The organism is Pseudomonas fjordensis (assembly GCF_976987115.1).
The window spans coordinates 343,425-369,636 of sequence record NZ_OZ336860.1; the positions used below are offsets into that span (position 1 = coordinate 343,425).

Genomic DNA, 26,212 nt, shown 5'->3' on the forward strand with positions numbered 1-26,212 from the left:
ATATCAATGAAGGAACCATTCAGATGAACTCAACACACAGCGCTCAGACGGCTCCCCCGTTATTGAAGTGGCTGCAGCTTTTCGCAGCTTGCCTCACAGGCGTACTCATTCCGCTTTGCTTTACCGGGCCAGCCGTAGTGCTCTCTTCCATCAGTGCTGCCATGGGTGGATCTGCTGTAGAGCTCAGTTGGGTGGTCAACGCTTATATCCTTACTTATGGCAGCGCCATGATGGCGGCGGGGAGCCTGACGGATATCTATGGACGCAAGCGGGTATGGCTGATTGGCCTGGTCATCTTCGTGTTGTCTACCGTCGCTATTCCCTTTTCTTCGACTGTTTTGCAGATCGACATCCTGCGCCTTGTGCAGGGGTTGGGCGGAGCAGCGGCGTTCGCTGGCGCCATGTCGTCATTGGCCCAGGTGTTCCACGGCGCGGAGCGCACCAAAGTATTCAGTCTGCTCGGTACGACGTTCGGCATTGGGCTAGCCTTCGGCCCGCTGGCCGCGGGAGTATTAGTCGACTCGGCTGGTTGGAAGTGGACGTTCCATGCTACTGCATTGATAGGCATCGCGGGCTTCGTGCTCGTGTGCGTGAGTGCGACGGACTCTAAAGATCCGGCTAACAACGGTATGGATTGGCCGGGAGCTCTGAGCTTTACGGCCGCATTGACGTTGTTTACCTATGGCGTCCTTCTCGCGCCAGAGGATGGTTGGGCCAGTCCCATCGTGTTGGGCTGTGTCGCTGGCGCGATCGTTCTGTTCATGATCTTCGTGGCCATTGAGCGTCGTGTCAGTAGCCCGATGCTCGACCTTTCATTGTTCAAACAAGCCAAATTCGTAGGCGTGCAGATTCTTGCAGCCAGCCCGGCGTTCTTTTTTGTCGTGCTCATTATCATGCTGCCGGCGCGATTTATCGGGGTCGATGGACTCAGTGCCCTGCAAACCGGAAAAATGATGATTGCGTTGGCTGCACCGTTGTTGTTTGTACCGTTTCTAGCGGCCCAGCTCGCGCGTCACTACACCTCAGGGATGCTCTCGGCAGTCGGGCTGGTGTTGGTGGCTGCCGGGCTGTTCTGGCTGGGTGTTGTGCTCGATAGTGGTGCCAGCAATGCAGTGATGCCCATGGCGCTGATCGGTATCGGCATTGGCCTGCCTTGGGGGTTGATGGATGGGATGGCCGTCAGCGTGGTGGAGAAAGAACGTGCGGGAATGGCGACTGGCATTTTCAACGCTGTTCGTGTGTCCGCCGACGGAATAGCGATCGCCATCGCCGGTGCGTTGCTGGCGACGTTCATTCAATGGGGGCTGTTCGACGCCGCTACCCATTTTGCTGTGGATCAGATTATGGGGGCCTCCAGCCGGGCAGCGCTCGGCGATCTGCACAGCGCAGGTAATCAGCTGCCAGGGCAGTCGGAGCTGTTGCGCTTCGAGTATGCGAAAGGGTTTCGGCACCTGCTGTTCATCCTTGGAGCTGGTAGCGTACTGACGGCCATTGCGGTGTACGCAACACTGGGTCGAGTCAGCGCGCATGATCATCAACCGGCCGAAGCAGTCCGCCCGGTGATCGTGGGTGACGGCGAATGATTGGCCAGATGCAAACGAGCGACGATTCCAATCGAACTCACCCTGCATTTTCACGTGTGTTTGCGCCTGGCCATCTTACGTTTGGGCTGATCGCGCCGCTGGAAGGGTATCCCGATCGCATGGCACCGACCATGCAAGATCATGTCGATCTGGCGCGCCAAGCCGACATCGCGGGTTTCTCCGCGATATGGCTGCGCGACGTGCCCTTGCTGGACCCTGAGTTCGGGGACGCGGGGCAGATGTTCGATCCGCTGGTGTACGCCGCTCACTTAGGCGTGGTTACTCAACGTATCTGCATCGGCACTGCCGGCGTGGTGTTGACGTTGCGCGATCCCTTGATGGTTGCCAAGCAAGCCGCGACCCTTGATGTGTTACTGCAGGGACGCTTTCTCCTTGGGCTCTCAACGGGTGATCGGCCCAGCGAATACCCAGCGTTCAGCCGGGCGTTCGACAATCGTGCGGAGCGTTTCAGGGAGGGTTGCGAAGTCCTGCGTATAGCGACCCAACAGGCGTTTCCCACGTACGAGTTTTGCCACTATGGCAGGCTCGACGGCACCCTGGATTTGCTTCCAAAACCCTGGTCTACGGCAATGCCGATGCTTGCCGTTGGCCGTTGTGGTCAAGACATGAAGTGGTTGGCGTCGAATATGGATGGATGGCTCTGGCACCAGAGTGACTTTGGCAGCCTGCCCAATTTGATTGAGCAGTGGCGGTCTTGTTCTGCGCCAGGAACGTTCAAGCCATATGGTTATGCGACATTCTTCAATCTGGAAGAAAATCCCGACGCTCCGTTGAAGGTGGGGCGAGGCATAAGCACCGGACGCAATGCGCTTATTGATTTGTGGGAGCGACAACAAGCGCAAGGTGTTTCACATGTCGCCTTGAACCTGAAGCCGTTACGTCGCCCTGCCAAAGATGTCTTGCAGGAGCTAGCAGAATATGTGCTGCCGCATTTTCCAGCCCAGGGAGCAAACCTTGTCTGAACAAAACGCGCCGTCAGCTCAGGACTTGTTGAATCAAGGCATGGTTGTCCCACGCAGTCCGCTACGTATGTGGCTGGCGGGTTGGATGGTGGTGTCGGTGTTTATTCTGTCCAATACCGCGACCCCGCTCTATGTCGTGTGGCAGGGGCAACTCGGGTTTGCATCTTCGACCCTCACGTTAATATTCGCGGCCTATATCCTGGGGCTATTGCTCAGTTTGCTGGTTGCCGGGCAAGTCTCTGACCGCTACGGTCGCAGGGTGGTACTCCTGCCAGGCCTGGTCTGCGCGATGTCGGCTGCATGGTTATTCAAGTCCGCCGAATCGGTGGAGAGTTTGCTGTTCGCAAGGCTGCTTACAGGTATTGCCGTAGGGATCATTGTCTCGGCGGGGATGGCAAGTGTGGTGGATCAAGGAGGTCTACCGCGGCGAAGGTTATCTTCGTTAGTGGCCTCGATGTCAATGGTGCTGGGAGCAGGTCTCGGGCCCTTGCTGGCTGGCAGCTTTGCCACGTTTGCAAGTCAGCCGATCGAAAAGGTGTTTACCTTGGAGCTTGGGATACTTGCACTCGCTTTCCTGATCGCCTGGACGATGCCAGACGAAGCCAATAAGGCCCGGCCAAGAGGCCATGCAAAATGGAGGTTCCCTTCGGTCGAGCGACATCATCGCCTTCACATACTGTTAGGGATCGCGCTGTTCGGTCCTGGTATTACAGCGACCTCATTTGTCTTGTCGTTAGGGCCATTGCTATTGGCAAGTCTGCTTAACATCAAGACGCCGCTGATGGCAGGAGCCACTGCGTTTCTAATGTTCATCTCGGCTTTCGTCGTCCAGATGGCGCTGCGCCGACGCACTGTGGAACATATCTTCTATTTCAGCGCCACTGCGACCTTCTTCTCGATGCTGGGTATCTGCACTGCGATAGCGATTTCCTCTCCCGTCGTCCTGATTATCGCCGCCTTGCTAGCGGGTGCGGGTCAGGGGCTGGGGCAGTTGGGAGGATTGACGTTAATCGCGTTAAGGATATCGGACAACAAGCGAGCGCAGGCTAACGCATTGCTCAATATGGGGGGCTATGTCCCTGCAGGTCTGCTGCCTGTAGCAACAGGTTTCCTGATCGATCGAACTGACTTGGCCTTCGGCGCTTATACGCTGGCGGGTCTGCTCGCTAGTTGTGCCCTGCTCGCCGCCTGGTTTGTTGCGAGAAATAAGCAAGAAGTTCACCACTACTGACGACCTGGGAGGTCATCATGCGCACGACAAAGTCCACCCCTGTAAAACCTAATCCAATGCGTGTCAGTCGTAACAAGATGCAACTAGGGGTATTTTCTACGAACACCGAGGGCGGCTGTACGGTGACTAATGCGCCCGAGCGGATTCGCGGGGATGACTGGGCGGGCAATCTGGAAATTGCAAAAGACGCGGACCGGGCAGGGTTTGAAGCGTTCATTCCGGTAGGCCGTTGGAAAGGCTTTGGTGGTGCCAACAACACCGGTGGCGTGTGTTACGAGACTTACACTTGGGCGGCGGGCATCGCCGCATTGACCGATCAGATCGCAGTGTTCACCACCTCGCACTTACCCACTGTGCACCCTCTGTTTGCCGCCAAACAGGCGGTTACGATTGACCACATCAGCGGCGGACGATTTGGCCTGAATATTTTGTGTGGCTGGTACGGCGCTGAGATGAGGATGTTCAGCGGTCACATGATGGAACACGACAAGCGATATGACTACGCTGAGGAGTGGTTGCACATCGCGCAGAACGCCTGGCAGCAGCAGACGCCTTTTGATTTCAAAGGTGAGTACTTCACGATCTGCGACGCGATCTCCCAGCCACAGCCACTCAACAAGCCCTACCTTATCAACGCTGGCGGCTCCCCACGTGGAAAAAGGTTTTGTGCAGAACATTGTGATGCGGCGTTCTTGATCATCAAGCACTTGGATGGCGAAGCGGCGGTGCGTGAACAGATCGCGTCCTACAAGGATCTGGCCAAAAATGAGTTCGGCAGAGACCTCAAGATCTGGTGCTATGGCTACGTTGTTCAAAAAGACACTCAGGAAGAAGCCGAGGCGTACCTGGATTATTACGCCAACCAAATGGGCGACGATGAAGGGTGCGACATCATCACGACCGAGTTGGGCATTCAGACCGGGATTTTCACTCCCGAGGATGCAGTTCGGTTCCGTTTCCACTTCAAGGCCGGTTTTGCCGGCGTACCGTTAGTGGGCACGCCTGAACAGATTGTAGAGCTCTTCAAGAAATATTCAGACTGGGGCATTGATGGCATTGCGCTCACCTGGCTGGACTACCACCAAGGCATCAAGGACTTCGTAGCGGGCGTTCAACCGCTCATGGAAGCGGCAGGTTTGCGCGAGCCGTTCCTCAGTGATGCATCGCCCGTGCTCAACGAGGCGCGCGAAGCTGTGGAAATGGTGTGATCGCTGGCCCCCAGGCGAATGCACCTGGGGGCCCAACTCCCATTCAGAGCTCCAACATTTTCTGCGGATTGGCAAGGGTCACTTGCACGCGGCGAGCGTTATCCAGCTCAAACGTATCAAACCACCGCTGGCTTTGTTCGAGCCAGTCGTTGACGTCCATCTGGCTCGTTTGGCCCAAATCCGAGCTGTAGACAACATTGGGGACGGTCGATAGCACCTCGCGAAAGTCGTCTTCTTGTTGATAGCCTAAAAGATAGGTGAGTGCGGTCTGCTCAATGAATACGTTAGGAGCCGTGGCGATCTCCAAAAGCTCGGCAGCCTTCAAATCAGTCAATGGATTGGCCGGCTGGTTGAGCATCAGGCGCGGCACGCCCAATCGAACCGATTCATCTACCAGAGCACGTACCTCGCGAGCGTCAGCGTGGCCGGTAGAAATGACCAGGGGGTAATCACACGCCATCTTGAGTATGTCCAGGGCCTGGGGCGTCAAGCGCCCGGCGTCTGTTGTGACGCGCAGAGGCTTGATGGGTTTACTTACCAACAATGGATGGCTGACATTTCGCGCGAGGGTACTGGTGTGCTTTCGTCCTGTCACCGTCGGGAAGTGCACAATGAAGCGTCCCGGTTCGTCGCCGCGCATACACAGGCTTCGCTCCACTACCCTGAAGTCCACACCGCCTGCAATCTCATTCAAAACCAAGGAACCACTGACAGGGAAACCCTGTGAGCGCGCTTCCCAGGCCTGTGCGGCAGTGCAGCCCAAGTGGTTTTTCAATACCACCCGGCCGTTGGCCGCTGCGTACAGTTTTCCGGCATCTATTGCGCCGTGGCGGCGAACGAACGCGTCCGGGTTCGCGTGGTAGTGCAGGTCGATAAAGTTCGGGGAATGGCTGGTGTCTGTGAGCGCGTTCATGCCGCGTGTTCCGAGCGAGGTATAAGAAAAGTGTCGATAGCGTTCACAACCGAATCGAGATCGTCAGCCAACGGCCGCATGCCTCCCGCTCTTATGCACAGTGTGTGTTGGTGGGTTCCAGAGGTGCGTACCACGTGCGGTTGGTTGACAAGTTGGGAGCGCTCGCCAAAAACGCTCAGAACCCTTCCTTGGTATGCCAGCAGACTGTGACTGAGATCGATACCGGCTAACAACCCAAAACCACCTGAGAGGCGCTGCCCCTGTATTTCAAGATGAACACTGTTTTGGGTTTCTGGACTTTGCTGGGGGTGTTTGCCTTCGGGTAGGACGAGTGCATCCAGCAGACGCTTGGCCTCTTCAACCTGGCCAAGCCGGGCAAGTTCCGCCATTCTTCCAAGCCTGGCATCCAATATAGCGTCGGCTTTGGCTGGGGAAGAGAGCAGCAACAGAGCCGCCGTTGACGCAAGCGAGGAGGTACGGACCAGTTCCAGCGCCAGCGCGCCGCCCAAGGCGACACCGACAAGCACGTCGGGTATGCCCCAGGGTTGCAGCAACTCAGCCCAGCGCTCACTGAAAGTGTTCAGCGTCTCACCGCAGGCAACGGGTATCGAGAGCGAATCAAACACCACTACCCGATAGCCTGCGCTGAGAAAATGGCCTGTCAGCGGCGCGATAAAGGCGCCCTCGTCCCATGTGGGCATGACGGGTGAAAGTACAAAAACGCACTGTTTTCCTTGCCCATACACTTTGAATTGCACGTCCTGGTTCATTGTTTCGCTCCTGCAGAAATAACAAAGCCTACTTTTACAAGCAGGCCGGTTGTGCCCCGTGAGTCCGTTTAGAGGGTGCGTCCAAGCTTGGCGACAGTATCGGCATAGCCCTTGAGGGTGGCCTCGACTATCGAGCGTGCCGGCTGTACGTCCTTGATCAGATCGGCCACCTCGCCTGCCCAGATCGCTTTAGTCCCTACGTCGTCTGTTGCCAGTGCCCGTTCGTACTGGGGCCGCAACTCATCAAGGGCCAGCGAGAACGCCTGCTCGTTACCAACCCACGACTCGGAAAACTGGTTCGCGATCGCCCGACCGCTGTACTCTGCGGGCCAAGATATTCCGCGCACATCATCAAAGATGCGAGTTCTGACGGTGTCGCTTGCGACGGCGTGGAGCAGCCTGTTTTTCACACGCTCAGAGGGAAGCGCTTCGTCGCAGGCCAGGAATCGCGTTCCCATCATTACCCCGTCCATTCCGAGTGCCATGGCGGCGGCCATTCCTCGGCCATCAGCTATCCCACCTGTTCCGATCAGGATTACGCTCTCGCCCACGGCATCGCGAACTGCCGGGAACAAAGGCATGGAGGATCTGCGCAAGCTGTGCCCCCCAGCTTCTGCACCCTGCACGATCAATGCATCGGCGCCGGCGTCGAGAGCGTATAACGCCTGGTCAACGTCATGTACTTGCACGATGACTTTGGCGTTCGCTTGATGAATGGGCTCGATAAATGGACGAGCGTCACCAAAGGACAGCGCTACAACCTGCGGGCCGAACTCCAGTGCCAAATGCAGTAGCTCGAAACGTTTCGCCACCGTGAACATGACCAGCCCGACGCCCCAGGGCTTGTTCAAATCCTGCATGAGCGACAACTGTTGAACCATCCAGTCAGGATCTCCGTAGCTTGCTCCCACCAGGCCTAGCCCCCCTGCGTTTGAAACGGCGGCTGCCAGGTGTCCTCCTGATGCACCTCCCATCGGTGCGAGGACCAGTGGGTGCTGGATGCCCAAGAAGGTTGTCAATGCTGAACGGATTGCGGCCATAACTTCTTCCTTGATCGAATATTGAATAGGCTTGGGTATTGCGCAGCGCCAAGCGCTGCGCATGCGATTGCAGTTAGCTGACAGTTTCGCGGGCGGTGGCAGGGGTGATGTAGGTGGCGACGGTGTACAAGTGATATTCCCAGGTACCGGTTTCTTTCAAGCGCGAATACCGTGATAAAAACTCTTCGTCGATGAAAAGCGATTCGAACTGCCCACGATCGCTCCACTGAGCCTGGTTGATGACCGTCTTGCCGTCTGTGCTCTTCATCAAACGGCTCCACTGAAAGGCGCTGTACGTTCGCGCAACATAGTTGACCGTGTCCTCCAGTATTTCCACTGCGAGGTCCTGCGCGCCTTCTTCAACATGCACCACATTCACGAGATAAATCGCGGTGTCATCCGAAACAGATTGAGGATCAAACAATTCCATTTTCATGATTATCTTCCAGTAGTGAAAAACGAGTGTTCAAGGCATTACGGGTATGGACCCTGTGGGTTTCCCGTCCTGCCAGAGCAGGGGAGTGATGTCTTGCGCCACGACAAGGTCGTCGACGTGGCCGATGATTATTTCGTGGGTTCCATGGCTCATGCGTTGGGCAACGGTGCAGAAAAGAGAAGCCTGGGCACTGGGCAGATACGGTAGGCCGTTGGCGTGTTGCCAGTCGGCTGTCTCGAACCGGGCAGGGCCGGTGACTGCGCCACCAAAAACCTTCACCAAGTCCTCTTGGCCAACCCGAAGCAAGTTCACCGAAAACCTTCCATGACCAATCAGAGGCCTGTACATGCTTGCCCCGTGATTAATGCAGACAAGGATGGAGGAAGGGTCTGTACACACCGACGTTACGGCGGTTGCAGCCATCCCAAAAGGTGCGCCCTCATGTTCAGTCGCAATAAGAGTGACCGTGGAGGTCAGGCGACGCATCGCTTTCTTGAACTCTTGAGTGACTGAACCCTTGTCTGTGAAGCAGTGCGGTTTCAACGGCGCGCTCAAGACCCTGGCGCTGGCGGATAGCTCATGCGAAAGGCTCATTGGGCTAACTCCGCTTCTACCTTCTGAGCAGCACCCAACCAAGGTTGGTCGTAGCGGTAGGTCTTGCGAGCCTCCTCTAATGAGGCCCCCGCGGTTATCGCTCCGATAATCTGGCGTTCGGTGTGTTCTACGGCACGCGCACGGCGAATAACTTCGGCCGCTATATGCTGCGCAATGACAAGGCAGCCGCTGCCATCGCAGACCAGCAGGTCTCCAGGATTGACGGTGACGCCACCGATCTCAAGCGAGACCTGCACCGCTTTGAGCTGAGTCCGGTTTTTTGCGGACTGCATGAACCGTCCGCGGCTGAACAGGGGATACCCTAGCTTAACGACGGTATCGATATCCCTGGCCACTCCATCAATTACAGTGCCTTTTATGCCTCTGGCCACGGCGAAGTGCGTCATGATATCGCCCCAGACCGTGCAGTCTTGGCGCCCCGCATTGGAGCTGACGATCACGGCTCCAGGCGGGACCTGATCAATATAATTGGCCGCATTTTTGAACCCATGAGAATCTCCGACCGGCTCATACTGCACGGTAAAAGCAATGCCCACGCAGCGACTACCAGGAACTTGGGTGGTGATGCCCAGAAGGCCGCCAGAAACGCCAAGGCTGTCCAGGGCATCGGACAGTGACGCGGTATCCAATTGTTCGCATTCGTCCAGCAATGCTTGAGAGAGTTGGACCGATTCAAAGAGCTTGGGCATGTGTTGCTCCCTGGGGTGAGGTTGAAACGCAAGGTTGCGCCCAGTTCAGCGCGGCCATGGAAACGCATTCTCTAATAATGGCTTCGCCAACCTGCCCGGTGGAGTGCGAACCGCCCATGTCATAGGTGCGCACGCTTGAACGCGCCACCCGGCTGACCGCCGTCGTCACGTAGTGTGCTTCCTGCGGATAACCCAGATGCTCGAGCATCAGAGCGATGGTCATGAACATCGCGCTGGGATTGGCTTTGTTGAGTCCTGCATGGGCCGGAGCGCTGCCGTGAACCGGCTCGAAATATGCGCCCAGCTTTCCGAAGTTCCCACTCGGGGCGAAACCCAGGCCACCCATGACGCCTGCGCCGAGATCAGAAAGGATATCGCCGAACATATTCTCAGCCACTACAACGGAGAAACGCTCCGGGCGTTGCACCATCCAAAGCGCTACGGCGTCCACGTTCTCGATTACGCCCTCAATGCCGGGGTATCCCTGGGCGACACTTTCAAATACACCTCGAGTGAAAGCGCTGCTGTGACGAAGTACCATGGGTTTGTCTACGAAGGTGACCCGGTCGAATCCATGCCGGGACGCATAGTCAAATGCGTATTCGAAGATGCGCTCAAGCCCGCTGCGCGTTTGCAGGCGCACGGAAATGGTCGCGTCCTCCTGCCCTTCACGACGCCATGGCGCGCCCAATGCTTCCCGCTCTTGCAGCAAGGGCAGGAATTGATCAGGTATCCGTCCATAATCCAGACCGGCGTACAGCCCTTCAGTGTTTTCCCGGATGACGACAAAACGGAATCGATTTTCGCCCGTGATGTCAGTGACCGGCCGCACGTTTGCGTAAAGATCCAGGTTTTGCCTTAGCTGGATCACCGGGCTTACATAGCGGCGGTTCTGCCCCTGAAGATGAGGGGGCAGCTCTGCTTCTGTTTCGGCAAGGGGTTTGCTAGTGATGGCGCCTAACAAGGTGGCGTCGCATTGATTGATCTTTTCCCAGGTCTCATCTGGAACGGTATTGCCCTCCCGCTTCCAGCATTCCCAACCGATGTCCCCGAACTCGAGATCGAACGGCAGGTTCAAGGCCTTAAGGACTGGCAGTGCGGCCTCCATGACTTCGATGCCAATACCGTCACCGGGAAGCACACAAATACGCTTGCGTGTGAGGTAGTCGCTCATCCAGCTATCTCCTGTGCGGTCATGGTGTCGCGACCGTAAACATTCGCGATGGCTCTGGGTGCAAGGCGTGCGACCTGATCCTGTTGATGCATGATTTCAAGAGCACGATACTCGGACGTCAGTTGAAATCGCTCGACGGTTTCTCGCATGCGTTTTGTACTGTCGAACGGGAAGTTGTACGCCCCCATAATGATGTCCAGCAGAGGGCTTGGGATGTTGTTGAATGGGATAGACGCCGCAGTCAGGTTCGAAAGTTCAAGAACCTTGACGAGGTCAAATCCATGATTAGTGCCAATGCGCTCGAGATAGGCGACGAGCATGCTCAAGTGCAAGTTGCCGGCCCCTTTCCCCATCCCACAGATGGACGTGTCGATGTACTCGGCGCCCGATTCGATGGCAGCGGCTGCGTTAGCCAGAGCCATTGAAAGATTGTTATGGGCGTGGAAACCCAATGGCACTGCCAGTCGGTTGGAGAGGCGACTGATCAGTCGATCGACATCGCTTGGGAGCATGTGCCCATTAGAGTCTGCGAAACAGATGATGTCTGCACCAGCGCCCTCAGCGCGCACCGAGGTGTCAATGACGGCACTGAGCGTTTGTGCCGTCACATGGGTGACATTTGCACTAACGCTGAAACCGAAATCGCGAGCGAGTGAAAGCGTGGCAAGCCCTTCGGTCAACTGCTCTCGGCGTAAGCAGACTCGGATCATCGAGACGCCCTGCTCCTTGAGCATGGCGAAATCCTCGTTACCCACGTTTTTAGGGTGGACCATCACCGCAAGCTCGATTCGGCCACCGCCAGCCCGGCGAACGCGCTCGATAAATTCAGCATTTATATTGCTTGTCAGTCCATGCTCAACTTTGGGCGCGAACGACCCCCTGCAATAACCAACTTCACATACATTAATCCCGGCCTCTGCCAAGCTTGATGTTATTACCAGGGCCTGTTCGTCCGTGAAGTTGAAATTATTGCGATATCCTCCGTCACGCAGGGTGACGTCCACAACTTTTACTTTCCCCATGATAATTTCTCCTGCGGTTGATGGCAGTTAAGAGGTGGGCACACATTTGACCGAAGGTAGTTAATCCCCCTTTATTTTTTTTGTAGGGGTGACCTTCGTTGGGTATATAGAGCCAGCCGAAACTCATTGCAGTTCGGTCTTGAAAACACCTGTTGAGGTGTTCGGTATTGATCCTCGTCAATACGTGTAGTTTTGTAAACGTGCGTTAATCACCGGTGCCTGTGAATTTTTTCCCATACTGGATCAATGCCGACTGACACCGGGCGCTTGATCAGCTTGTTGCCTTTAATCATTGTCGTAGAAGCAGGCCTCAACGTAATTCATGGCGGCCTGGATTGAGGGGATCGCACGGAAGTCTTCGTGCACCCCTAGCCAGACGTCCACCATCAACGGGTCTGCAAGCTCAAGCCGGCAAAGTTGTGAGCTATGTTGCACTGCGAAGCTGGGCAGCAGCGCAATGCCCACGCCGGCCTCGGCTGCTCGGACCTGCAGCTCGACCGTTTTCGCTTTGAGGACGCATGGACGATCCCCGACAATTTTTTTTAGCCAGTCATTTTGAGGAAGTGTCATGGCTTCGGCTTCGTAGCCGATGAACTCATATTGCTCGGGAGAACGGTCTTGGAGATAGGTCTTGGCGCCATAGAATGAAAAGGAGGCCGAACCTATCCGGCGCGCGACAATTCCAATTTGGCGAGGCTTGGCGAAGCGAATGCACAGATGTGTCTGGCACTTGGACAGAGACGAATATTGGCTATCGCCTAGAAGACGCAAAACTATGTTCGGATGCGTTGACCGGAAACGTCCCAGGCTGGGTATCAGTTTCTCGGAGGTAACGGAAGGCGGGGCGCTGACCGTCACCTCGACAACTTGCTGGGTTTGCGCGGCCGCGACAGCCAGGCGTTCAATCGCCTCCGTTTGAGTCTCGATCTGTTTTCCCAGGTCTGCGAGTTTGCGCCCGACTGTTGTAAGTTCGTACAGGCGCTTTCTACGATCAACTAATTTTACGCTGAGTGATTTTTCTAGCGCCGCGATACGTCGAGACACGGTAGCATGCTCGACGCCCAAGACACGCGCCGCTCCACTCAAGGAGTTCACTTGGGAGAACGCCACAAAGTAACGAAGGTCTTCCCAGTTTAAATGTGCTGTTTGACAGGATATAGCTGGCTCTGTATTCGACGCGATTCTATTCCTGGATGCTATATTCATTTAATATTTCCTTATATCAATAGCAACGGTAAAAAAATGTCGGGCACAACCGACGGCGTAGTAATTATCCAGTCAGGTTCAATGCTGGATAAGTCCTATTTGGATCCAATGTGGAAACTGAATCGCGTCGATGTTATGTGTTTGCGCAGGGTCTATGTGCGTCGCAAATGTCAGATCACAAAGGACAAAACTGTCCGATATTTTGGTGACTCGCGTTGTGTTTTTTTGGTAGGGAGGGGCGATGCAATTGGCAGCTGTGGAGCGGTGATAGGAGGTTACCGCGTCATCGGGGTGCGCTGAAGTGTAGTGCTTAATTTCCAAACCGCAGAAACCACAAAGCCCCGCATTGCGGGGCTTCGAGATATGGTGCCGGCACCAGGAGTCGAACCCGGGACCTACTGATTACAAGTCAGTTGCTCTACCAACTGAGCTATACCGGCGTGTTAGGGCGACGATTATAGCGATTGGAAAGGTTCTGTAAACCCCTGAATTCTGACTATTTTTGCAAAATCGGAAGTTTCTCGCGATTAGGGTGTTTTCCCCGTGTCTTCACAGGTTGAAAAGGACTTGCATAGTTCGGGCCCAGCTCCAGGCAGCAGACGAACGCCGATAGGTTCAAGCATCGCTTGGGCAGACCTCCCTCGTAACCTGATACCCGCTGCCGAACACGCCAAAACAACCCGCATAAGGCGCCCGTTATGCGCCTAGCGCCAGATGCTTATGCACAATCGGTTGGTAACCGCTGTCACGAAACAGCCATTTTGTGCAGCAGTTCTCAACACGCTGCAACTGCCTGTTTTGCGTGCACTTTATTTTGTGAACAAAAAATGACCAGGTTGGCTTTTGGCGTGAAGTGCCTATATCTACGGCCTTTGTAAACTATTCATCAACAGAGTTATCCACAGGGCGCTTGTAGGATTTTTTGCCCTTTATTCGCGCTCGGCCAGCACCATCAAGTTGCGCGGGGTCAATGATGGTTCACAGAAGCTGCCGACCTCGACGTTGTAGCCTTGTTCGACCATGAACAGTGCCCGGTCCAACACCAGCCACAGTTCCAATGGGCGTCGAAACAGGCCTCTCACCAACTCCAGGTTGCGCACTTCGGCCAGGCGCTGCCAGCCGTGGGCTTCCAGGGCCTGCCAGTCCTGTTCGCCTGTGAATAAGCCTTTGAGGCTCGCCAGTTCCTGGCAATAGTCGGCAAAGGGTTTGTCCAGCCAACTGGCGGGCAGGGAGGGGGTTGGCAGGTAGTCGTCGCAGCCGCGCAGGTGGCGTTGCAGTTGGTCAAAGCCCAGGCGGCGGGCCATGGAGGTGTCTCGTTGTTGGCGTACGCGGTTGCCAGCGGTGACGGTTTCGCTCAGGGGCAGGCCCAGGTCATCAATCGACAGTTGCAGCAGGGAGGCGCGCCCGGCGGCGGAGAGGGCCTGATAACTGTCGGCGGTGATGCGGTTGTAGCAGCAGGGCGCCAGGGCCAGTTGTTTGCAGCCGGCGGCGCTGGCCAGTTGCAGCAGGCGCACATGCAGGTCGCCGCAGGCGTGCAGGGCGACGGGGGTGTGTTCGGGTTGGATCGCGACATCTGCCATGACGTCTTGGAGGTGATGGGTTGCGGGCAGGCCGTGGCGAGCACTCAAGGCTTGGCCGGAGGCGATCAGGGCGGGGTCGTATTCCAGGCAGGTCAGATGTTGGCCGGGTTGCAGCAGGCGCCGGCCGAGGTGGCCTTTGCCGGCACACCAGTCCAGCCAGTGGGCAGGCGTTTGGGTAAAGGTCAGCGCGGCGCCGAAGGCTTCGATCTGTTGCCATTTGCGCCCGGGCACGTCGACATTCAGGCGATGGCGAGCGGGTTCAAGGGTGTGTGTGGGCAACTTATCCACAGTGCCGAGGCGCAGCGCGTGAGCGGCCAGCTGTGGAAAAGGGGCGGGCGCGGGCAGGTGGTGAGGTTGGTTGTGACTGGCTTCGGCCTCGGCCAGTGAACGCTGGCGCAGCCATTGGGATAACGCAGGGAGCTCGGTTTCCCAGGGCAACTGTAACTGGGTAAAGGGCCGTGGTCGCCACAGCCCTTGGTGTTCAGTCAGGAATGCATCCAGCTCCTGGAAGCGTGCCTCAACGTCCTTGGCACGCATCGACGCGCAGCCATTTTTCCAGCAGTTTGAAGCCGCGCACCAGCACGTAGGCCATCAGCAGGTAGAACAGCCCGGCGGCGAAGAAGATCTCGACCGGCAGGTAGGTGCGGGCAATGATGGTGCGCGCCATGCCGGTCAGTTCCAGCAGGGTCACGGTGCTGGCCAGGGCGCTGGCCTTGAGCATCAGGATCACTTCGTTGCTGTAGGCCGGCAGGCCAATGCGCGAGGCGCGGGGCAGGATGATGTAGAACAGCGTCTTGGGCTTGGACATGCCCAGGGCGCGCGCCGCTTCGATTTCGCCAGGCGGTATGGCCTGGATCGCGCCGCGCAGGATCTCGGCAATGTAGGCGGCGGTGTGCAGGGTCATGGTGGCTGTGGCGCACCAGAACGGGTCTCGCAGGTACGGCCACATGAAGCTGTTGCGCACGGCATCGAACTGCGCCAGGCCGTAATACACCAGGAACAATTGCACCAGCAGTGGCGTGCCACGGAAGAAGAAAATATAGCCGTAGGGCAGGGCGCTCACGTACCAGCGGCGCGAAGAGCGGGCGATGCCCAGAGGGATCGCCAGCAGCAGGCCGGCGATCACGGCGATTGCCACCAGCTCCAGGGTCAGGGTCGCACCCTGGGCCAACTTCGGCAGCCACTTGATGATCACGGCCCAGTTCAAGCCCAGGTCAAAGTGCGATAGCCAGCTGTAGTCGCCGCTCATTGGGTGCTCCTTGCAAAGCCGCGGGCGGCGCGTTTTTCCAGGAAGTGCATGCTGGTCATCGCCAGTACGGTCAGGCCCAGGTACATGAACGCCGCGACCATGAAGAAGGTGAACGGTTGCTTGGTCACGGTCACGCCGATCTGCGCGTGGCGCATGATTTCTTCCAGGCCGATCACCGACACCAGCGCGGTGTCCTTCATCAGGATCATGAACAGGTTACCCAGGCCCGGCAGGGCGATGCGCCACATCTGCGGCATGATCAGCCGGGTGAAAATCCGAAACTTCGACAGCCCCAACGCCACACCCGCTTCGCGGTGGCCCTTGGGGATGGCGAGGATCGCGCCGCGGAACACTTCGGTGGCGTAGGCGCCGAAGCACAGGCCCAGGGCGATGACGCCAGCGGCAAAGGCACTCAGCGACAGGTCGGGGTTGCCGAAGACCTCACCGAGGGCGCGCATCAGGTTGACGGTGCCGAAGTAAATCAGCAGCACCCACAGCAGCTCGGGAATACCGCGCACGATGGTCGAATAAGCGCCGCCCAGCCATTGCAGCGGCTTGTACGGCGAAGTTTTGGCCAAGGCGCCGGCAAGGCCCAGCACCAGCCCCAGGCACAGGGCCGTGAGCGCCAGTTTGACGGTCATCAGCGCGCCGGCGGCGAGGGCCGGGCCGAATCCGTAGAGATCGAAATTCATGGTGTTTTCATATCGCGGCAGGCATTGCTAAAAGCCAGCGCGCTCACCAGGAGCGCGCCGGGCAGGCCGTTCAGATCATTCGATGCTGAACGGGAAGTACTTGTCGTTGATCTTCTTGTAGGTGCCGTCTTCCTTGATCTCTGCCAGGGCTTTGTTCAGGCGCTCGCGCAGTGGGTCGCCTTTGCGTACGGCGATACCGATCTTGTCGCTATCTACCACCGGCTCGCCTTTGAATTCATAGGCCGAACCGTCTTTGCTCTTGAGCCATTCGTACTGCACGTACTTGTCAGCCAGGATGCCGTCGAGGCGACCGGAGGTCAGGTCGAGGTAGGCGTTTTCCTGAGTGTCGTAGAGCTTGGCTTCGGTGTCCGGCAGCTTGTCTTCCAGGTAGGTACCGGCCAGCGTTGCGCGCTGTGCACCGATCACCTTGCCTTTGAGGTAGGCGGCGTCGGTCTTGAAGTCGGCCGTGGCTTTGGGCGCAATGAACTGCAGCTTATTGGAGTAGTACGGGTCGGTGAAATCCACCGCCTGCTTGCGCTCGTCGGTGATCGACAGCGAAGACACCAGGAAGTCGAACTTCTTGGCGTTCAGGGCCGGGATGATGCCGTCCCAGTCGGACACATACACTTCGCACTTCTCGACTTTCATCTTGGCGCACAGGGCGTCGCCGATGTCTTTGTCGAAGCCGACAACGTTGCCGCTGGCGTCTTTATTGTTGAACGGCGGGTAGGCCGCTTCGATCCCCATTTTCAAGGTTTCTGCCATGGCCGTGGCGCTGAACGCCATCGAGACGGCCGCGGCCAGAAGGAATTTTTTATAGTTCTGCATGCATGTTGCTCCGTTAGCGGTTGCTGGACATGAATTGTTTGCAGCGCGCCGAAAGCGGGTTTTCAAACACCTGCTGTGGCGATCCTTGCTCCTCGACCAGGCCCTGGTGCAAAAACACCACTTCGCTGGATACCTGACGGGCGAAGCCCATTTCGTGGGTGACCAGCAGCATCGTGCGGCCTTCTTCGGCCAGTGCGCGGATCACATTAAGTACTTCCTGGACCATTTCCGGGTCAAGCGCCGATGTCGGCTCGTCGAACAGAATGACTTTAGGCTGCATCGCCAAGGTACGCGCAATCGCCGCACGTTGTTGTTGGCCGCCAGAGAGCTGGGCAGGGTAGGCGTGGCGCTTGTCGGCGATACCGACCTTGGCCAGCAGGGCCTCGGCCACTTCTATGGCTTCGGCCTTGCTCTGGCCGAGCACGCGCCGAGGGGCCTCGATGATGTTGTCGAGGATGCTCATGTGCGGCCACAGGTTAAAGTTTTGAAACACAAACCCGATTTCGCTGCGCAGGCGGTTGATCTGCTTGCCGTCGGCGGCCATCAGTTCGCCGTTTTTCGCGGCCTTGAGCTTGAGTTCTTCGCCGGCCACCAGGATCTGGCCCTGGTGCGGGTTTTCCAGCAGGTTGATGCAGCGCAGGAAAGTGGACTTGCCGGAACCGGAGGAGCCCAGGATCGAGATCACATCGCCGTCGCGAGCGGTCAGCGAGATACCTTTGAGTACCTCAAGCTCACCATAGCGTTTATGCAAGTTGCGGATTTCAAGCGCGGGCGTGGCCTGGGCCATGTGCGGTCCTCATTGTGTTCGTTGCGATCTTCGCTGTTGGGCCGCCTTCCTGGCGAGGCGCCAAGCTAGCATAGCGTTTGGATGACAGCCAACAGCGCTGCGGACGGTTAACCGATGGTCTGCGGCAGGGTGTCGCATCGGCGCAGCAGCGTGTCGCGCCATCAACAACCTACAGACGTTTGACCCGGAAAAATCCACAGGCTTCGCGTAAAAAAGGGCGCGATGGTGCCAGCTTTGGCCGGGTGTTGGAAGGGTTAACCGGGCAAACGGTCCATATCAGCCCGGTTATGGGGCGTCACGTACTTTTTGTGTGTGTTTTTGGTGCGTCGGTGCGCCGTGAATGTGAGTCGCACGGTAACGCTATAGCGGAATGCCATTGTTCTCAATGACTTGCGATGGGTGGCGAATTGTCCTACAGCCCCCGTCAACTGTGGCTCTGAAATATTTTGGCGCAAATCTTGCGTAAAAAATAAAGAACGCCCTGTTGGATTCTTTTCACGAGAAAGGCTGCAAGCCGGGCGAACCGTTTTCGCAATTCCTCGCAAAGGTGTGTCAATGAGTAGTACGCAAAGCTCCAATGACCTCGAACAGGGGCTCAAACCGCGTCACGTCACCATGCTGTCGATTGCCGGTGTCATCGGCGCCGGTTTGTTTGTCGGCTCCGGCCATGCGATCGCTGCTGCCGGCCCGGCTGTGTTGTTGGCCTATGCAGCCGCCGGTACGCTGGTGGTCTTGGTGATGCGCATGCTGGCCGAGATGGCCGTTGCGTCACCGGATACCGGTTCGTTCTCTACCTATGCCGACCGGGCCATCGGCCACTGGGCCGGTTTCACCATCGGCTGGCTGTACTGGTGGTTCTGGGTGCTGGTGATTCCGCTGGAAGCCAACGCGGCGGCGACCATCCTGCATGCCTGGTTCCCCGACGTGGCGATCTGGGTGTTCACCCTGGTGATTACCTTGTTGCTCACTGCAACCAACCTGTTCAGCGTGAAGAACTACGGTGAGTTCGAGTTCTGGTTTGCGCTGATCAAGGTCGTGGCGATCGTTGGCTTTGTGATCCTCGGCCTGGCCGCGATCTTCGGCTTCTTGCCCACCAGCCAGGTCAGCGGTGTTTCGCACCTGTTCGATACTCAAGGGTTCATGCCCAACGGCATGGGCGCGGTATTGGCGGCGATCCTGACCACCATGTTCTCGTTCATGGGTACCGAGATTGTCACCATCGCTGCAGCCGAATCGAAGAACCCGGGCCAGCAAATCACCAAGGCCACCAACTCGGTGATCTGGCGGATTGGTTTGTTCTACCTGTTGTCGATCTTCATCGTGGTGTCCCTGGTGCCTTGGAACGATCCGACCCTGGCGGCCGTAGGTTCCTACCAGACTGTGCTGGAACGCATGGGCATTCCGAACGCCAAGCTGATTGTCGACCTGGTGGTGCTGGTTGCCGTAACCAGCTGCCTCAACTCGGCGCTGTACACCGCGTCGCGCATGCTGTTTTCCCTGGGCCGTCGCGGTGACGCACCGGCCGTGGCCAAGCGTACCAACAAGAGCGGCACGCCTTATTGGGCGGTGTTGCTGTCTACCGGTGCTGCGTTCCTGGCGGTATTCGCCAACTACGTCGCCCCGGCGGCGGTGTTCGAATTCCTGCTGGCCAGCTCTGGCGCCATCGCGTTGCTGGTGTACCTGGTGATTGCCGTGTCGCAACTGCGCATGCGCCAGAAGCGTGCTGCGGCGGGCGAGAAGATCGTGTTCAAGATGTGGTTGTTTCCTGGCCTGACGTACGCGGTGATGGTGTTTATCGTCGGTACGTTGACCATCATGCTGTTCCAGGAAGCGCACCGGGTCGAGATCATCGCGACGGGGGTGTTGAGCTTGCTGGTGGTATTGGCGGGGTTGGTTGTGGCCAGCCGGCGCAAGGCTCAACGATTGGGCGCTGCGGCCCTTAACTGACGCAATACTGAGTAAATGTGGAAGGGGGGCTTACCCTAATGCCTGTAGGAGCGAGCTTGCTCGCGAAAAACCAATAGGCGCCGCGTTTACTCAGGAACCACGCGTTATCGTTGGCGTTTTTCGCGAGCAAGCTCGCTCCTACACGGGGCAATGGCGCCAGATGTTGTTGTGTGTCAGTCAGCTGAGTTTGTCAGCGCCTGGGAGGCAGCCACGTAATCGGCCTGGAACTGCGGCGATTCGATCCACGCTAACGCCGCGGCTTCGTCATCGCTGTCCGTCGCCCACTGCCGATACTCGATCAGCGCCGCCAGGATAAAGTCGGTCGCTTCCTCTTCGCCTTCCTGCTCCAGCACCAACGCCAGCAACGGGTGCGCCAGGAACACCGCACACAGCGCCTGCTGGCTGATCTCGCCGGCGGCACGCATCGCGACGAACAGTTCAGTCAAATCCACCGACTCAAGGTCGATGCGGCTGTCGTCGCCAGCAAAAGCATCCGGCTTGTGCGCCACGGCGCGCTGGGTGCGGTTTTGCTTGGCCTTGGCTTTTGCCCGGTGGGCGCGTTTTTGCTGCTTGTTTGGCGAGGCCATGGGCTCGACGTCCTTGGGGTCTGGGTCTAGAGGGTGTATTGAAGCGCAGGTTGGGGCAAATCCCAAGGGTTTCTCGGGCGGCAAAGATTGCTGTAGTGCTCGACCTTATCTGCGCGGGTACTTAGGCTGACAGTCTATTGATCCACCAGAGCCCGCCCATGACCCGTGACACCCTGGAGCACCATCAGGTCCCGATCTACTTCGTTGCCGTCTTTGTGGCCGTCACGTTCGGCCTGCTCTGGCCCTTGTCGGCGCAGGGCCTCAGCCTTTGGGTGACACCTGCCATCGCCGTGCTGATGTACGCGATGTTTTTGCAGATCCCCTTTCTTGAGCTGCGCCAGGGCTTGGGCAACAAGCGTTTCCTGGCGGCCTTGCTGTTAGCCAATTTCATCCTGGTGCCCTTGCTGGTGTGGGGGTTGACCCGCGGCCTGGTGGAACGCCCGGCGTTGCTGGTGGGCGCTCTGCTGGTGTTGCTGACGCCCTGTATCGACTATGTGGTGGTGTTTACCCATATCGGCAAGGGCGATTCGCGGTCGATGCTGGCGGCAACACCGCTGCTGCTGTTGCTGCAACTGCTGTTGTTGCCGGTGTACCTGGGGCTGATGTTGGGCGAGCAATCCTCCGTGGTGGTGGATGCAGGGCCTTTTGTCGAGGCGTTCGTGGGGTTGATTGTGGTGCCGATGCTTCTGGCGGTCCTAACCAGCGCTCTCGCGCGGCGTTCGAGCGCTATCGGTCTTTGGAGCAGCGCCTGGGCGTGGATGCCGGTGCCGGCAATGGCGTTGGTGTTGTTTGTAGTGCTGGCTTCGCACATCACGGCGGTGGTACGGGATATCAATTTGTTGCTGCCAGTCATTCCGGTCTACGTGGCCTTTGTGTTGCTGGCGCCGCTGATGGGCATTGTGGCTGCGCGGCTGTTCGCACTGCCAGCGTTGACGGCGCGGGCGGTGACCTTCAGTGCGTCGACCCGTAACTCGCTGGTGGTTTTGCCATTGGCGCTGGCCCTGCCGGAGGATGTGCGCGGCTTGGCCGCAACGGTGGTGATCCTGCAAACCCTGATCGAGTTGGTTGCCGAATTGCTCTACGTTCGCCTGATTCCGGCAGTGGTGTGGCCCACCAGTCGGTAACCGCGTGAATGTTCAGATCTGTTCAGGCGCCATTCAGGGGCGCGTTCGGCACCATACGCCAGCGCTTCCCACCTGACAGGTCACCCGATGGATCACCGCAACCGTTTTCGCCTGGAGTCACTGGGTATTTTCCTGGTCGCTCTCTTGTTATTCACAGTGGGCATCTGGGATCAGCAGCCCCAGGGTTTTGACGGGCGTTGGGCGCTGTTCATGCAGGAAATGTATCGCCATGGTGCGAGCCTTTTCCCCACCACCTACGGCCAACCCTATGCGGATTACCCCGGCACCGCGACCTTCTTCAGTTATCTATTCGCCCGTTTGTTTGACGCGCCGAACCACTTGGCGAATGTGCTGCCCACGGCGCTCGCCTCGGCGGGGGTGATCGCGCTGACGTACCGCTTGCTGGCGCCCTATAGCCGCGCCTGGTCACTGCTGACAGTGCTGCTCACACTGCTCACCGCCCAGTTGCTCGAAAAGTCGCGCTCGGTGTGCCTGGATCAGATGGTTGCGTTGTTATGCGTGGGCAGTTTCTACCTGCTGCACACCGGCGAGCGCCTCGGGTCACGGCTGAGGCAACTGGCGGTGTTCCCGTTGTTCATCCTTGGGTTTGCGATACGTGGGCCGCTGGGGTTGATTGAGGTCTGCGCGGTGGTGTGTGTGTATTGGGCGCTGGGCAAGCCGGGGGAGCGTGTCCGGCAGGTGCTGATCCACGGCGTTATCGGCTTGGTGTTGCTCGCCGCGTGCTGGTGGCTACTGATGAAGCTTGCGCGGTTCAGTGGTGGCGATGCCTTTGCCGATGAAGTGTTCAAGATGCAAGTCGGGGGGCGTCTGGATGAGTCGGGTGAGCCGTTCTACTTTTACTTCCAACTGAGCTTGTACCGCTACTTCCCGGTGGTACCGCTGGCGTTTGCGACCCTGTTTGCGTTGCGCCATCGGTGGCCCGAACGCTGGGCCAATGAGCACCTGCAATTGCTGGTGCGCCTTGGGGGCTGCGGCTTGATCATTCTGTTCGGCCTGTCGGTACCGCATTTCAAGCGTGCTTATTACATTCTGCCCATGGTGCCCATGTTCGCGGCGGTCGCTGCCTACGGGCTGCTGCATGCGCAAGGCTGGCTGGTAGGCGTGCGCCGTGGCTACGAATGGCTGGTCGCGGCGCTGCCGACGTTGTGCGTGGTGGTGTTGTTTGTGTGTCGACACGCCTGGCACAAGCAGGGCTACTGGCCGCAGATTTCCTTGCCGTTGATGATCGGCGCGTTGGTGGTGCTGCAAGTTGCGGCGTTGCTGGCCTGGCGGCGAGCATGGCGGTTGGTGTGGCTCAGTCTGATCGCGCTGGCGGCGCAATGGTTGTTGCTGGTGACGGTGATAGAGCCGGCCAAGGACCTGCAATTCGATACCCGGCGGTTTGTCAGCCAGGTGGAGGTGTTGCGTGAGGCTCAGCCGGGCCCTTTGGTGTTTGTCGACCTGGCGCGAGATACCTGGGCAGTGCGCTACATGATGAACCTGGATCACGATGAGCAGCCGCTGTTTGTCGGGCGTCACGAGCTTGAAAAACTGGCGGCACTGCCCCGGCCCTGCTGGGTGATTGTGTCGCGCAAGGAGACCGCGCTGTTGAAGGGCTCGCCGGTGGAGCACTTGGCGCCGAGCTATCAGGGGCGCTTGAATGACAACCCGTTGATGGTATTTTTGCTCAAGTAAGGAGGCCCTTTAGCGAAGGGCCTGTCGAGCAGATGATTATTTGCAGCGGAAGCTTTCAGGCATCGTGACCGTATAGTTGCGCTGCACACGGTCCTGGAAATTCAGGTTCTGCAACCCCTGCTGTACCAGGAAGGCTTCGACCTTGGCGGCTTGGCAGTCGTCGTTATAGGACGACGCCCGTAGCAGGTAGACCGCACGCCTGCTCGCTTCATCGCGAGCCGTGACCCGGAAGGTAGTGAGCGTGGTGTAGCCGGTGCGCTCCGAGGTCCCTACCGGGCCGTAGGAGGTGTTTGGGGTGCTGGTGCAGGTCAGCTGGTCGGTCTTTTTCTTGTTCTTCTTGCATTGGGTGGTGGTGCTTTTTGCCACTTGCCCGTATTCGGTAGCGGTGTAGCGATACGTCACCTGCTTGCTGTCGACATCCAGGGTGACGGTCATTTTGATCGGCGCGTGGTTCTTGGGCAGCGTGGTATCGGTAAAGACATTGCGAAAGCCCTGGTCCTGCATGGCGCGGACCATGTCGCGCAGGTAGTAGCGGGCATTGAGCGAGTTTTCATCGCTGCCGCCCGTGGAGGTCACCAACACGGTTGCCTGTCGGTCAAATTGATAATCGGGATCAGGCGTCGCGTTGATTGCTACGTCCAACTGCGTGGCACACCCACTGAGCAGGGCGGTCAGTATGAATAGGGTGCAAAGCAAGAAGCGGGTCATGAAAAAACCTTACAACTGAGAATTGGGTAAAGGCTGAACGATTGAACCCAGAGAAAAATAACCAGCACGGAGGATAAAAGCCTCATGGCTTTCCTCTGCCAATCGCAGGCACTAAGCCACTAAGGATACAGGGCAGCGGTCTTGGTCGTCATGGCAGCCGTGGTTATTCCGCCTTCTGTGGGGCTGGCAACCATCCACCACCGTCTTCGAATTTCTCAATCAGGAAGTCCACAAAGACCCGCAACTTGGGCACGGCAAACTTGCTCGGCAAGAAAATCGCATGAATGCTGTCGCCGAAAGTGCCCTCTGCAATGTACTTGGGCAAAATCACGCTGAGGCTGCCCTTGCGCAGATCCTCGGCGATGGAGAACGTGGGCAGCAAGCCTATGCCCACACCTTCCATCACGGCCTGCCTCACCGACTCACTGCTGTTGACGCTGAAACGCCCTGATACGCGCACTTCGGTCACTTCGCCATCGCGAATAAAACGCCAGGATGCTTCCCGCGCCAGGCCATTGATCAAGCAGTTATGTGCGGCCAAATCACCGAGCGTGGCGATGGGGGAGTGGCTGCTTAAATAACCGGGTGTTGCGCATAGTACGTAATCGAGTTTGGCTAAGCGTCGCGCTATAAAACTGTCAACGGGCGTACTGGTCAGACGTATCGCAATATCGAACCCTTCTTCGACAATATCCACATAGCGGTCGCTCAAAGAGAGCGTGACGCTGATATCGGGGTAGGCGTTGAGGAATTGCCCAACCAGGTTGCTCAAGTGGAGATTGCCAAAGGCAACCGATGTGGTGACCCGCAGGTGGCCTCGGGGCGCTGATTGCAAGCTCTCGACCGAGTTGAGTAATGCGCCGGTTTCCTCGGTAATCCGAACACCGTGCTGATAGGCAAGTTCTCCCGCTTCTGTGAGCGCCAGGCTTCGCGTGGTGCGGTTTAACAACTTGGCCCCGAGCGTTTCCTCAAGCCTGCGCATTTGTTTACTGACGGTTGAGGTGGTCGAACCGAAGAAACGGGCCGCTTTGGAGAAACTTTTCAGTTCGACAACTTTAACGAAAACAAAGACATCCGAAATATTATCTGAGAAAGATTCCATTGTTTCTCCAGAGGACACAGGCTTGTTCTTTTTGGCCGTATTGTGCGCAGCGGGTGGGTTAAATACTTTGAATTCTCTAGCGGTTAAACCTTGGAGGATTCATGAAAGCCCTGACCAGAAGTTTCAATATTGCCCTGCCCGCCACTCTACTGCCTTTGCTCTTCATCGTCATGTGGAGTTCCGGTTATGTCGTGGGCAAAGTGGCACTCCCCTTTGTGGGGCCCTACACCCTGATCTTCATTCGCTTTGCCAGTGCGGCGCTGATCCTGCTGGGCGTGGCGCTTGCGACGAAAGCACCGTGGCCGAAAACCCGCGCTCAGTTCGGCCATCTGGTGGTGGTGGGCATCTTGATCCAGGCGCTTCAGTTTGCTGGCCTGTACATGGGGCTGGATCTGGGCGTGTCGGCCGCTGTGGCCGCGCTGATTGTCGGCACGATGCCGGTGTTTACCGCGTTGGGCGCCACCCGGTTTCTTAACGAAAAAGTCAGTCGTGTTGAGTGGCTCGGCTTGGTGGGCGGATTGTTCGGTGTGGCCCTGGTGGTCTATGAACAGCTGGGTGTAAGTGCAACAGCGAGCCTGACAGGTTACTTGTGCGTAGTGCTGGCACTGGTTGGCATCACGGCCGGCAGCCTGTATCAGAAGAAATACTGCACCGGCATGGACTTGCGCACCGGCGGTTTTATTCAGTTGGCCACGGCCTCTTTCGTGATGTTCTTTCTCGCCGACCACTTTGAAAACCTCGCGGTTCAGTGGACCCCAACAATGATCTTCGCGTCCGGTTGGTTGTCACTGGTCAACTCTATTGGCGCTATCAGCATCCTCTACATTCTCATGCGCAAAGGTGAGGCGAGCAAAGTAGCAGGCCTGTTCCATCTTATTCCCGCAGTCACAGCCTTAATGGGCTTTGTATTTCTCGGTGAATCGTTCAGTGCAATTAACGCAGTGGGTTTTGCGATTACCGCACTGGCTGTTTATGCGTGCACCCATGTCAAGAAGTGAGCTCAACGTTTAACCACCCCTATCTAACGCCTCTTTATCCAGCGA

General features: G+C 57.6%; 25 protein-coding genes and 1 tRNA gene. 8 read left to right on the top strand and 18 right to left on the bottom strand.

Annotated elements, in window-relative coordinates:
- Positions 1 to 23 precede the first annotated feature (23 nt).
- The 4 genes from ACWHXD_RS01435 to ACWHXD_RS01450 are packed head-to-tail and all read left to right on the top strand — an operon-like array spanning position 24 to position 5,005.
- The gene (locus ACWHXD_RS01435; protein WP_032894073.1) at positions 24 to 1,583 is read left to right on the top strand and encodes an MFS transporter; all 1,560 of its coding nucleotides are present in this window, start codon (positions 24 to 26) and stop codon (positions 1,581 to 1,583) included.
- Complete coding sequence (locus ACWHXD_RS01440) at positions 1,580 to 2,566, top strand: LLM class oxidoreductase (protein WP_056782642.1); 987 nt, start codon at positions 1,580 to 1,582, stop codon at positions 2,564 to 2,566. Before ACWHXD_RS01435 ends, ACWHXD_RS01440 begins: the two co-directional genes overlap by 4 nt.
- Positions 2,559 to 3,797: an MFS transporter gene (locus ACWHXD_RS01445; RefSeq protein WP_238344539.1), complete on the top strand. Its 1,239-nt coding sequence runs from the start codon at positions 2,559 to 2,561 to the stop codon at positions 3,795 to 3,797. The genes ACWHXD_RS01440 and ACWHXD_RS01445 overlap by 8 nt, the downstream gene beginning before the upstream one ends.
- A gap of 17 nt (positions 3,798 to 3,814) precedes the next feature.
- Positions 3,815 to 5,005, top strand: coding sequence for an LLM class flavin-dependent oxidoreductase (locus tag ACWHXD_RS01450; RefSeq protein WP_003187734.1), 1,191 nt, complete (start codon positions 3,815 to 3,817; stop codon positions 5,003 to 5,005).
- A 43-nt stretch (positions 5,006 to 5,048) separates the two neighbouring features.
- On the opposite strand, the gene ACWHXD_RS01455 is transcribed toward ACWHXD_RS01450, so the two are convergent.
- From ACWHXD_RS01455 to ACWHXD_RS01525, 15 genes are all read right to left on the bottom strand, one after another.
- A complete protein-coding gene (locus tag ACWHXD_RS01455) occupies positions 5,049 to 5,918 on the bottom strand; it encodes a DUF6282 family protein (protein ID WP_032894069.1) in 870 nt (289 codons plus the stop codon).
- Positions 5,915 to 6,688, bottom strand: coding sequence for a hypothetical protein (locus ACWHXD_RS01460; RefSeq protein WP_138761748.1), 774 nt, complete (start codon positions 6,686 to 6,688; stop codon positions 5,915 to 5,917). The genes ACWHXD_RS01455 and ACWHXD_RS01460 overlap by 4 nt, the downstream gene beginning before the upstream one ends.
- Positions 6,689 to 6,756: 68 nt before the next feature.
- The gene (locus ACWHXD_RS01465) at positions 6,757 to 7,728 is read right to left on the bottom strand and encodes an NAD(P)H-dependent flavin oxidoreductase (protein WP_003187738.1); all 972 of its coding nucleotides are present in this window, start codon (positions 7,726 to 7,728) and stop codon (positions 6,757 to 6,759) included.
- A gap of 73 nt (positions 7,729 to 7,801) precedes the next feature.
- Positions 7,802 to 8,164: an antibiotic biosynthesis monooxygenase gene (locus ACWHXD_RS01470; protein ID WP_032894064.1), complete on the bottom strand. Its 363-nt coding sequence runs from the start codon at positions 8,162 to 8,164 to the stop codon at positions 7,802 to 7,804.
- 30 nt (positions 8,165 to 8,194) lie between these two features.
- Positions 8,195 to 8,758, bottom strand: coding sequence for a flavin reductase family protein (locus tag ACWHXD_RS01475; protein WP_032894061.1), 564 nt, complete (start codon positions 8,756 to 8,758; stop codon positions 8,195 to 8,197).
- A complete protein-coding gene (locus tag ACWHXD_RS01480; protein WP_003187741.1) occupies positions 8,755 to 9,468 on the bottom strand; it encodes an RraA family protein in 714 nt (237 codons plus the stop codon). The genes ACWHXD_RS01475 and ACWHXD_RS01480 overlap by 4 nt, the downstream gene beginning before the upstream one ends.
- Entirely contained in the window at positions 9,452 to 10,642 is a 1,191-nt protein-coding gene (locus tag ACWHXD_RS01485; RefSeq protein WP_098949811.1) for an isocitrate/isopropylmalate dehydrogenase family protein, read from the bottom strand. Before ACWHXD_RS01485 ends, ACWHXD_RS01480 begins: the two co-directional genes overlap by 17 nt.
- Positions 10,639 to 11,664, bottom strand: a complete 1,026-nt coding sequence (locus ACWHXD_RS01490) for a hydroxymethylglutaryl-CoA lyase-like TIM-barrel protein (protein ID WP_138761747.1) — start codon at positions 11,662 to 11,664, stop codon at positions 10,639 to 10,641. Before ACWHXD_RS01490 ends, ACWHXD_RS01485 begins: the two co-directional genes overlap by 4 nt.
- 285 nt (positions 11,665 to 11,949) lie before the next feature.
- On the bottom strand, positions 11,950 to 12,870 hold the full coding sequence (locus tag ACWHXD_RS01495; RefSeq protein ID WP_098949809.1) for a LysR family transcriptional regulator: 921 nt from the start codon (positions 12,868 to 12,870) through the stop codon (positions 11,950 to 11,952).
- 364 nt (positions 12,871 to 13,234) lie between these two features.
- Positions 13,235 to 13,310 (bottom strand) — tRNA-Thr (locus tag ACWHXD_RS01500).
- A gap of 489 nt (positions 13,311 to 13,799) precedes the next feature.
- Positions 13,800 to 14,987: a methyltransferase gene (locus tag ACWHXD_RS01505; RefSeq protein WP_138761746.1), complete on the bottom strand. Its 1,188-nt coding sequence runs from the start codon at positions 14,985 to 14,987 to the stop codon at positions 13,800 to 13,802.
- A complete protein-coding gene (locus ACWHXD_RS01510; protein ID WP_032803763.1) occupies positions 14,968 to 15,657 on the bottom strand; it encodes an ABC transporter permease in 690 nt (229 codons plus the stop codon). Before ACWHXD_RS01510 ends, ACWHXD_RS01505 begins: the two co-directional genes overlap by 20 nt.
- A gap of 38 nt (positions 15,658 to 15,695) precedes the next feature.
- Entirely contained in the window at positions 15,696 to 16,391 is a 696-nt protein-coding gene (locus tag ACWHXD_RS01515) for an ABC transporter permease (RefSeq protein ID WP_032894047.1), read from the bottom strand.
- 75 nt (positions 16,392 to 16,466) lie between these two features.
- Complete coding sequence (locus ACWHXD_RS01520; RefSeq protein ID WP_032894046.1) at positions 16,467 to 17,219, bottom strand: ABC transporter substrate-binding protein; 753 nt, start codon at positions 17,217 to 17,219, stop codon at positions 16,467 to 16,469.
- A 13-nt stretch (positions 17,220 to 17,232) separates the two neighbouring features.
- Positions 17,233 to 18,006, bottom strand: a complete 774-nt coding sequence (locus tag ACWHXD_RS01525) for an ABC transporter ATP-binding protein (protein ID WP_003187760.1) — start codon at positions 18,004 to 18,006, stop codon at positions 17,233 to 17,235.
- A gap of 555 nt (positions 18,007 to 18,561) precedes the next feature.
- Between ACWHXD_RS01525 and gabP the strand changes: the two genes are divergently transcribed.
- Positions 18,562 to 19,953, top strand: coding sequence for a GABA permease (gene gabP, locus ACWHXD_RS01530; protein ID WP_032894045.1), 1,392 nt, complete (start codon positions 18,562 to 18,564; stop codon positions 19,951 to 19,953).
- A 173-nt stretch (positions 19,954 to 20,126) separates the two neighbouring features.
- On the opposite strand, the gene ACWHXD_RS01535 is transcribed toward gabP, so the two are convergent.
- Entirely contained in the window at positions 20,127 to 20,540 is a 414-nt protein-coding gene (locus ACWHXD_RS01535; RefSeq protein ID WP_032894044.1) for a hypothetical protein, read from the bottom strand.
- Between the two features lie 158 nt (positions 20,541 to 20,698).
- Between ACWHXD_RS01535 and ACWHXD_RS01540 the strand changes: the two genes are divergently transcribed.
- Together ACWHXD_RS01540 and ACWHXD_RS01545 are read left to right on the top strand one after the other, a co-directional pair.
- Complete coding sequence (locus ACWHXD_RS01540; RefSeq protein WP_138761745.1) at positions 20,699 to 21,664, top strand: arsenic resistance protein; 966 nt, start codon at positions 20,699 to 20,701, stop codon at positions 21,662 to 21,664.
- Positions 21,665 to 21,751: 87 nt separating this feature from the next.
- Positions 21,752 to 23,359, top strand: a complete 1,608-nt coding sequence (locus ACWHXD_RS01545; RefSeq protein ID WP_138761744.1) for an ArnT family glycosyltransferase — start codon at positions 21,752 to 21,754, stop codon at positions 23,357 to 23,359.
- A gap of 36 nt (positions 23,360 to 23,395) precedes the next feature.
- On the opposite strand, the gene ACWHXD_RS01550 is transcribed toward ACWHXD_RS01545, so the two are convergent.
- Together ACWHXD_RS01550 and ACWHXD_RS01555 are read right to left on the bottom strand one after the other, a co-directional pair.
- Positions 23,396 to 24,067, bottom strand: a complete 672-nt coding sequence (locus ACWHXD_RS01550; RefSeq protein WP_138761743.1) for a YajG family lipoprotein — start codon at positions 24,065 to 24,067, stop codon at positions 23,396 to 23,398.
- A 163-nt stretch (positions 24,068 to 24,230) separates the two neighbouring features.
- Positions 24,231 to 25,169: a LysR family transcriptional regulator gene (locus ACWHXD_RS01555; protein ID WP_050499452.1), complete on the bottom strand. Its 939-nt coding sequence runs from the start codon at positions 25,167 to 25,169 to the stop codon at positions 24,231 to 24,233.
- 101 nt (positions 25,170 to 25,270) lie between these two features.
- Here ACWHXD_RS01555 and ACWHXD_RS01560 point away from each other — a divergent pair, with 101 nt between their 5' ends.
- Positions 25,271 to 26,167 (top strand): DMT family transporter, encoded by an 897-nt coding sequence (locus tag ACWHXD_RS01560; protein ID WP_044270608.1) that lies wholly within the window; start codon positions 25,271 to 25,273, stop codon positions 26,165 to 26,167.
- Positions 26,168 to 26,212 lie beyond the last annotated feature (45 nt).

Excerpts from the sequence above, each read along its gene's own strand:
- ACWHXD_RS01435 (WP_032894073.1), top strand. The coding sequence starts at position 24 with ATGAACTCAACACACAGCGCTCAGACGGCTCCCCCGTTATTGAAGTGG.
- ACWHXD_RS01440 (WP_056782642.1), top strand. The coding sequence starts at position 1,580 with ATGATTGGCCAGATGCAAACGAGCGACGATTCCAATCGAACTCACCCT.
- ACWHXD_RS01450 (WP_003187734.1), top strand. The coding sequence starts at position 3,815 with ATGCGCACGACAAAGTCCACCCCTGTAAAACCTAATCCAATGCGTGTC.
- ACWHXD_RS01455 (WP_032894069.1), bottom strand. The coding sequence starts at position 5,918 with ATGAACGCGCTCACAGACACCAGCCATTCCCCGAACTTTATCGACCTG.
- ACWHXD_RS01460 (WP_138761748.1), bottom strand. The coding sequence starts at position 6,688 with ATGAACCAGGACGTGCAATTCAAAGTGTATGGGCAAGGAAAACAGTGC.
- ACWHXD_RS01465 (WP_003187738.1), bottom strand. The coding sequence starts at position 7,728 with ATGGCCGCAATCCGTTCAGCATTGACAACCTTCTTGGGCATCCAGCAC.
- ACWHXD_RS01470 (WP_032894064.1), bottom strand. The coding sequence starts at position 8,164 with ATGAAAATGGAATTGTTTGATCCTCAATCTGTTTCGGATGACACCGCG.
- ACWHXD_RS01475 (WP_032894061.1), bottom strand. The coding sequence starts at position 8,758 with ATGAGCCTTTCGCATGAGCTATCCGCCAGCGCCAGGGTCTTGAGCGCG.
- ACWHXD_RS01480 (WP_003187741.1), bottom strand. The coding sequence starts at position 9,468 with ATGCCCAAGCTCTTTGAATCGGTCCAACTCTCTCAAGCATTGCTGGAC.
- ACWHXD_RS01485 (WP_098949811.1), bottom strand. The coding sequence starts at position 10,642 with ATGAGCGACTACCTCACACGCAAGCGTATTTGTGTGCTTCCCGGTGAC.
- ACWHXD_RS01490 (WP_138761747.1), bottom strand. The coding sequence starts at position 11,664 with ATGGGGAAAGTAAAAGTTGTGGACGTCACCCTGCGTGACGGAGGATAT.
- ACWHXD_RS01495 (WP_098949809.1), bottom strand. The coding sequence starts at position 12,870 with ATGAATATAGCATCCAGGAATAGAATCGCGTCGAATACAGAGCCAGCT.
- ACWHXD_RS01505 (WP_138761746.1), bottom strand. The coding sequence starts at position 14,987 with ATGCGTGCCAAGGACGTTGAGGCACGCTTCCAGGAGCTGGATGCATTC.
- ACWHXD_RS01515 (WP_032894047.1), bottom strand. The coding sequence starts at position 16,391 with ATGAATTTCGATCTCTACGGATTCGGCCCGGCCCTCGCCGCCGGCGCG.
- ACWHXD_RS01520 (WP_032894046.1), bottom strand. The coding sequence starts at position 17,219 with ATGCAGAACTATAAAAAATTCCTTCTGGCCGCGGCCGTCTCGATGGCG.
- ACWHXD_RS01525 (WP_003187760.1), bottom strand. The coding sequence starts at position 18,006 with ATGGCCCAGGCCACGCCCGCGCTTGAAATCCGCAACTTGCATAAACGC.
- gabP (WP_032894045.1), top strand. The coding sequence starts at position 18,562 with ATGAGTAGTACGCAAAGCTCCAATGACCTCGAACAGGGGCTCAAACCG.
- ACWHXD_RS01535 (WP_032894044.1), bottom strand. The coding sequence starts at position 20,540 with ATGGCCTCGCCAAACAAGCAGCAAAAACGCGCCCACCGGGCAAAAGCC.
- ACWHXD_RS01540 (WP_138761745.1), top strand. The coding sequence starts at position 20,699 with ATGACCCGTGACACCCTGGAGCACCATCAGGTCCCGATCTACTTCGTT.
- ACWHXD_RS01545 (WP_138761744.1), top strand. The coding sequence starts at position 21,752 with ATGGATCACCGCAACCGTTTTCGCCTGGAGTCACTGGGTATTTTCCTG.
- ACWHXD_RS01550 (WP_138761743.1), bottom strand. The coding sequence starts at position 24,067 with ATGACCCGCTTCTTGCTTTGCACCCTATTCATACTGACCGCCCTGCTC.
- ACWHXD_RS01555 (WP_050499452.1), bottom strand. The coding sequence starts at position 25,169 with ATGGAATCTTTCTCAGATAATATTTCGGATGTCTTTGTTTTCGTTAAA.
- ACWHXD_RS01560 (WP_044270608.1), top strand. The coding sequence starts at position 25,271 with ATGAAAGCCCTGACCAGAAGTTTCAATATTGCCCTGCCCGCCACTCTA.